We start from the raw sequence: 6,357 nt of genomic DNA on the forward strand, positions 1-6,357 counted from the left end.
GATCTCCGTTGTTGCCAGAAAACTACCCCGCAGAGAAACGAGCGGAACCCATCGATGACAGGACGGTGATGATCCATCGGCATCTCGACTACGAAGAAGCCAAGGTCGTCGTCGAACTGATCAAAGACGAGACGACCATCACGGGATACTCCGTGGAGGAATGGATGTCGACGCGTGATGTCGTCGTCTGCGCTGACTCGACGACCGGGGCGCTAATAGGGGTCGCCCTCGTTCATCACCTTCTGCCGGGCTGGTCCGAGATTGCGGTCGTGCTGGTCTTGCCCGAATGGCGGGGTCACGGGGTCGGTGCCCGGCTCGTGAAGTATGTCGCGGAGCACATCGAGCACCTGCGCCGTAAGGCAATCCTGTTTTACTGCCAGGGCTCCATGGAACGCATCGTTCTGCGCTTGGGATTCGACACGTATGCGGACGAGGCCGCCTTCGCGGAGAAATCGTGGCCTCGCAAGGTCTTCATTAAGGCGCTCTATCCGCTGCAGTGGAGGGCCGAAAGCTACAGAAGGCAAGAGATACGCAGGAAGGCGACATCGCTCCAGTGCGATTTCCAGTTCAAGATTGCCGTGCTGGCCCATGTTCGAGGAATTGAGAACTGAGATGGCCGCTAGCTTGAACGTGCCCGATATGAATGTGTGGGGCAATCTCTTCGGAGAGGGCCCGTCGGATCTCCTAACGGAGATCAACTCGTCCGTTCGATTCGACTATCGGCTGATCGAGGAGGACATCGAGGGATCCATCGCCCACGTCAGGATGCTGGGTCACGTCGGTGCACTGCCCGCGCAAGACGCCGCCGAGATCCTCGCCGGTCTGCGCGCTCTCGAAGCCCAGGCGCGGGCCGGTGAGCTTCGCCTGGACCCGTCGCTCGAAGACGTCCATATGAACGTCGAAGATCAACTCCGTCAACTGATCGGCCCTGTCGCAGGGCGTCTTCACACGGCCCGTTCTCGCAACGATCAGGTCGCCCTGGACGCGAAGATGTGGGTGCGAAGGGCCGAGGCTCGGCTGGACCGGCACCTGGCGTTGCTCATCGACACACTCTCGCTGCGAGCGGCTGAGTTCGCGGAGGTCGCCATGCCGGGATTCACTCATCTCCAAGCGGCTCAGCCGGTCAGCTTCGGTCACCATCTGCTCGCGTACGTGGAGATGTTCCTGCGCGACCGAGATCGAATGCGCTCAGCCCACGCGCGGGCTGATGAGTCCCCGCTCGGGGCGGCAGCCCTTGCGGGCACGAGCCACGCGATCGACCCCTTCTTCACCGCGGAAGCACTGGGCTTCTCCTCCCCCATGTGCAACTCCATGGATGCCGTCTCGGATCGCGACTTCATGCTCGACGTGCTGGCGACCGGATCCATATTGGCGACGCACCTCTCGCGACTCGGCGAGGAGCTCGTGCTGTGGTCGACGGCACAATTCGGATACGTCCGGTTGCCCGCAGAACTGGCGGCAGGCTCGTCGATCATGCCGCAGAAGAGGAATCCGGATGTCGCCGAGCTCATTCGCGCCAAGAGCGGTCGCGTCATCGGCAACCTCGTCGCCCTCCTCACGGTCCTCAAGGGACTTCCGCTGTCGTACAGTCGTGATCTCCAGGAGGACAAGGAAGCGCTGTTCGACACGGTTGACACGCTGGACGTCAGCTTGCGCAGTGCCATTGCGTTGATGAGCGGCCTGACCGTCGACACCGCTCGAATGGCGGCTGACGCGACGGTGGGGAACACTCTGGCTACGGATGTCGCCGATTGGCTGGTCGTTCGACACGGGTTGCCGTTCCGGGAGGCGCATCTGTCGGTCGCTCAACTCGTGCGGTCTTTGAGTGAGCGCGGCCAGCAGCTCCACGAGGCGGATCCGGCGTGGATCCGAGCCTTCGCGCCCGTCTTCGGTGATCTGCCGGATGAGGTGTTGACGCTGCAACACTCCCTGGCCAGTCGCCCCTCGCCGGGTGGGACGGCGCCCGCGTCGGTCCGTGCCGCCGCGGAAGCAGCGCGTGCCCGTAACCATTCCCTGATTCCCTTGCCCGGTTTATCGGACGACCGACCCGTTAAGAAGGAGACGGACCAATGAGAGACAAGAAGCGTGTAGTCCTGGCGTACTCGGGCGGTGTCGACACGACCGCATGCATTCCGTACCTGCGCCATCAGATGGGATGTGAATACATCGTTGCCATGGCCGCGGATCTCGGGCAGGGGGGAAGAGCTCTCCGTTTTGCAGCAGAAGGCGATCGCGGCCGGGGCCGACGAGTCGATCGTCTTGGACGTACGCGAGAGATTCGTTGTTGACTTCGGCTTCACCGCGCTGAAGGCGAACGCGATGTACGACCGCCACTACCCACTTTCGTCGGCACTGGGAAGACCTCTCATCGGGGAGCTCCTGGTCGAGACCGCGCGGGCATACGGCTGTGGCTCGGTCGCTCACGGTGCTACCGGGAAGGGAAACGACCAGATCCGCATGGACATGGCCGTACAACTCCTCGATCCGAGCCTCCATATACTCGCACCGGCGCGCGAGTGGCCTTTTTCCCGTTCGGAGACCATCGCCTTCTCGGAAGCGCACGGCATCGCCCCGCACGTGACGAAAGAGCGTCCGTGGGCAATCGACCTGAACGTGCTGGGGCGCAACATCGAAGCGGGCCCCATCGAGGATCTGCTCTGGGAGCCCACCGAAGAAGTGTGGGCGATGACGGCCGGTCCGGATGACACCCCGGACGCGGCCGATTACGTCTCAATCGGCTTCACCCATGGCATCCCGGACAGCATCGACGGGCGAGCGTACGAACCAGTCGACCTGGTGCAGGAGTTGAACCGAATCGCCGGCCGCCATGGTGTCGGGCGCATCGACATGATCGAGAACCGTGTCGTGGGAGTGAAGTCCCGCGAACTCTACGAAGCGCCGGGCGTCTCTGTCCTTCTCCTCGCCCACGCCGAGCTCGAGAACCTCACGCTCCCGCCCGATGTGCTGTCTCAGAAGCACATGATCGATATCGCGTATGCGCACCTGATCTACGAAGGCTTCTGGCACGGCCCGCTTCGAGAGGCGTTTTCCGCGTTCGTCGAGGCAACGCAACGCAACGTGACGGGGGTGATCGGGGTGCGCCTCCACCGCGGATCCGCGCGAGTCGTGACACGGAGCTCAAAGAACTCGTTGTACCGGCACGACCTCGTCACCTACGGTTCGAGTTGCCGGTTCGACGAAACCAGCGCGGTGGGATTCATCGACATCTTCGGTCTCTCATCGAGAGTGTGGGCGTCGGCTCAGGCGCATTCATAGAGACCGAGTGGCGGACGCATCTTCATCGCGGATGTGTCTTTGCGGCGCGCCTCTGCGTACGGGAGGTCAGGCCAGCTTCACCGCCGTGCCGTAGGCCACGACCTCTTGGAAGTTCTGCGCCACCTCGCTCGTGTCGAAGCGCATGGCGATCACCGCGTCGGCGCCGAGCGCCTGCGCCTCCTCGATGAGGCGCTGCTTGGCCTCGTCGCGGCTCTCCTGGAGCTGCTTCGTGAGGCCCTGCAGCTCACCGCCGAAGATCGACTTGAGGCCGGCGCCGAACTGCACGCCGATGTTGCGCGCGCGGACGGTGAGGCCGGTCACCTCCCCGAAGACCTCGGTGATCTGACGGCCGGGGACATCGTTCATCGTCGTGACGAGCATGGGGTCAGTGTGGCAGCGAGGGTGCCGGATGCACCAGACCCGATCAGGCGACCCCTGGATCGGCGCGCGGCACTCCCGTACTGTGCACACGTGTCAGAATCGCGCATCGTCATCGTCTCGGGCGCGCGGACGCCCATCGGCTCGTTCTCCGGCTCGCTCTCCGGTATCGACGCGTACGAGCTCGGGGCCATCGCGGTGACCGAGGCTCTCCGCCGCGCGGGCGTCGAGAAGGACGCGGTCGACGAGGTCGTGATGGGCTGCATCGCGCAGAACGGTCCCGATGCCTACAACGCGCGTCGCGTCGCCCTCGCTGCCGGGCTCCCCACGCGGGTCCCCGCCTTCACAGTTAACCGTCTCTGCGGCTCGGGTCTTCAGGCGATCTGGTCCGCGGCCCAGGAGCTCCGTTGGGGTGGCATCGACGTCGCCGTCGCCGGCGGTGACGAGAGCATGTCGCGCACGCCGTTCCTCGAGTACGGCGCCCGCGGCAACGCCCGTCTCGGCGACCGGACGCTCCTCGACGGGACGCTCGCGATCCTCACCGACCCCTTCAGCGGCCGACACATGGGCACGACGGCCGAGGTCGTGGCATCCCGATACGGAGTCTCGCGCGAGGAGCAGGACGCCTTCGCCGTCGAGAGCCAGCGGCGAGCGGCTCTGGATGCCAGCCGCGCGGCCTTCGCCGAAGAGATCGTGCCCGTGACGACCGGCGGCAAGCGTCCGGTCGAGGTCTCGGTCGACGAGCACCCGCGCCCGGGAACGACTCTCGAGGCGTTGGCGGGGCTGCGCCCCGCGTTCGAGAAGGACGGCTCGGTGACCGCGGGCAACTCCTCCGGCATCAACGACGGTGCCGCGGCGACCGTGCTCATGCGCGAGGACGACGTGCGCGACCGTGGGTTGACCGGTCTCGCGACCCTCGAGGCCGTGACGACCGCCGGCGTCGACCCCGAGATCATGGGGTACGCGCCCGTCCTCGCCCTGCAGCGGCTCTGGGAGCGGACCGGGCTCACCCCCGCCGACGTCGACGTGATCGAGCTCAACGAGGCCTTCGCGGCGCAAGCGGTGGCGGTGATCCGCGACGCCGGCCTCGATCCGGAGAGGGTCAACCCGTACGGCGGCGCGATCGCCCTCGGCCACCCGGTCGGAGCGACGGGCGCGATCCTGACGGTCCGCGCCGCCCTCGACCTGCAGCGCCGCAACATCGAGTACGCGGTCGTGACGATGTGCATCGGCGGCGGTCAGGCGCTCGCGGCGCTGCTGCGGCGGTACTGACGCGGGCGATCTCTCGCGGAGGTGTGAGGCATACTTCGGAGTTCGAGGGCGAGGCGCGGGTTCGCGGCTGCCCGTGCCGGATTTTGTGGGTCGACTCCGGCAGGACGATCCGGCTCGCGGAACGGGCCCTCATCAGGGGACGAAGACGTCTGCGGCGCCTGCGCCCATGAGGAAGAGTCGACCGCCGAAGAGCACCTGCGCGGCGGCCATGCCGATGAGCGAGGCGACGGCGACACTCACCATCGCGTACCGCCAGCCGCGGCCGGTGCGCGGTTGCCGCGGGAACACCGTGAGCCCGAGCGTGAGGACGCCGATGGCGTGCGCCACGAGCAGGGGGACGGTGCCGAACTGAAACCCGAAGCCTGCCATCGTCGTGCCCGCGGAGAGAGCCTTCGGCTGGTCGCTCATTTCCTCCTCGAACGCCATGCCGAACCACAGCCATGACGCGACGGCCATGACCACCCCGAGTGCGCTGAGCACCCAGAACGTCGCCCCCGGCGAGCTGCGTCGCGAGGTGGCCGGGCGTTGTGTGGTCCGTGTCGAGCTCATGGGGTTCAGGGTAGGGCGCGTGACCGCGATACTGAGCGGATGAGTGTTCATCTTCTCGGTGGCGGGCGCGACGTCGCGCGCTGCGGTGCCCTGCTGGAGCCCTTCGTCGCGGAAGCGCGGGAGCGGGCGGGCGATCGCGACCCGGTCATCGCCATGCTGCTCGTACTCGAGGCCGATGACGACAGCTCGGTCGCGCGTTTCCGCAGCGCCCTCGAGGCCGGAGGCGCGGGAAGCATCCGAGTGGAGGCCATCGTCGAGGGAGAGAGCTTCACGGATGCCGCGATCGAGGCCGACGGCGTCTTCGTCGGCGGCGGCCTGACCCCGGCATACCACGATGCGTTCCGCGTCATCCGGGAAGAGCTGCGCGAACGGGTGGCCGGGGGAATGCCGTACGCCGGCTTCTCGGCGGGAGCGGCGATCGCGGCCGAGCGTGCGCTCGTCGGCGGATGGCTGCGCGGCGGCGTCGAGGTCTGCGTGGAGGACGCGGCCGAGGAGCTCGGCGAGCTCGAGGTGCGCCCGGGCCTCGGACTCCTCGGCTTCGCCGTCGACGTCCACGCCGCCCAGTGGGGCACCCTTTCGCGTCTCGTCGCCGCGGTCGACGCGGGCCTCGTTACCGACGGCGTGGCGATCGACGAGAACACGGCCCTGGTGGTTTCGGCGCAGGCGGCCCCGGCCGTGCGTGGCAGCGGGCAGGTCTGGCGCGTCGAGTCCGCGGCATCCGGGGTTCTGGTTCAGCTGCTCCGCGCCTGACGGCGGCCCCCGGGACAGAAACGGCCCCCACCCGCCAGGGCGGGTTCTAGCGGTGGTCGCAACGCCCCAGATTTTGGGAGGTTGCGGCCACCGTGTCGTTTGAGGGCGTGTCGAGTTCGGTCGTGCGGGAGT

The 6,357-nt window shown here is 66.8% G+C and carries 8 protein-coding genes; 6 read left to right on the forward strand and 2 right to left on the reverse strand.

The features are described 5' to 3' along the window. Nucleotides 1-11 precede the first annotated feature (11 nt). Genes AB0O24_RS18180 through AB0O24_RS18195 form a run of 4 tightly spaced genes read left to right on the forward strand, consistent with a single transcriptional unit; the run spans nucleotide 12 to nucleotide 3,276 of the window. Nucleotides 12-611, forward strand: a complete 600-nt coding sequence (locus tag AB0O24_RS18180; RefSeq protein WP_275799961.1) for a GNAT family N-acetyltransferase — start codon at nucleotides 12-14, stop codon at nucleotides 609-611. Then, nucleotides 589-2,073 carry an argininosuccinate lyase gene (argH, locus tag AB0O24_RS18185; RefSeq protein WP_363376828.1) on the forward strand — a complete coding sequence of 495 codons (1,485 nt, stop codon included), beginning with the start codon at nucleotides 589-591 and terminating at the stop codon, nucleotides 2,071-2,073. Before AB0O24_RS18180 ends, argH begins: the two co-directional genes overlap by 23 nt. Continuing rightward, nucleotides 2,070-2,288 carry an argininosuccinate synthase domain-containing protein gene (locus tag AB0O24_RS18190; RefSeq protein ID WP_345799720.1) on the forward strand — a complete coding sequence of 73 codons (219 nt, stop codon included), beginning with the start codon at nucleotides 2,070-2,072 and terminating at the stop codon, nucleotides 2,286-2,288. Before argH ends, AB0O24_RS18190 begins: the two co-directional genes overlap by 4 nt. Next, on the forward strand, nucleotides 2,215-3,276 hold the full coding sequence (locus AB0O24_RS18195) for an argininosuccinate synthase (protein ID WP_345799719.1): 1,062 nt from the start codon (nucleotides 2,215-2,217) through the stop codon (nucleotides 3,274-3,276). The genes AB0O24_RS18190 and AB0O24_RS18195 overlap by 74 nt, the downstream gene beginning before the upstream one ends. A gap of 66 nt (nucleotides 3,277-3,342) precedes the next feature. On the opposite strand, the gene AB0O24_RS18200 is transcribed toward AB0O24_RS18195, so the two are convergent. Further along, complete coding sequence (locus AB0O24_RS18200) at nucleotides 3,343-3,657, reverse strand: YbjQ family protein (protein ID WP_058597600.1); 315 nt, start codon at nucleotides 3,655-3,657, stop codon at nucleotides 3,343-3,345. Between the two features lie 90 nt (nucleotides 3,658-3,747). Here AB0O24_RS18200 and AB0O24_RS18205 point away from each other — a divergent pair, with 90 nt between their 5' ends. Continuing rightward, on the forward strand, nucleotides 3,748-4,926 hold the full coding sequence (locus AB0O24_RS18205) for a thiolase family protein (protein ID WP_275799960.1): 1,179 nt from the start codon (nucleotides 3,748-3,750) through the stop codon (nucleotides 4,924-4,926). A 132-nt stretch (nucleotides 4,927-5,058) separates the two neighbouring features. On the opposite strand, the gene AB0O24_RS18210 is transcribed toward AB0O24_RS18205, so the two are convergent. Then, nucleotides 5,059-5,475, reverse strand: coding sequence for a hypothetical protein (locus AB0O24_RS18210; protein WP_275799959.1), 417 nt, complete (start codon nucleotides 5,473-5,475; stop codon nucleotides 5,059-5,061). A gap of 39 nt (nucleotides 5,476-5,514) precedes the next feature. On the opposite strand from AB0O24_RS18210, the gene AB0O24_RS18215 reads away from it, so the two are divergent. Next, nucleotides 5,515-6,225 (forward strand): Type 1 glutamine amidotransferase-like domain-containing protein, encoded by a 711-nt coding sequence (locus AB0O24_RS18215; RefSeq protein WP_275799958.1) that lies wholly within the window; start codon nucleotides 5,515-5,517, stop codon nucleotides 6,223-6,225. Nucleotides 6,226-6,357 lie beyond the last annotated feature (132 nt).

Source organism: Microbacterium sp. NPDC086615 (genome assembly GCF_040686055.1).
Classification (GTDB): Bacteria; Actinomycetota; Actinomycetes; order Actinomycetales; family Microbacteriaceae; genus Microbacterium.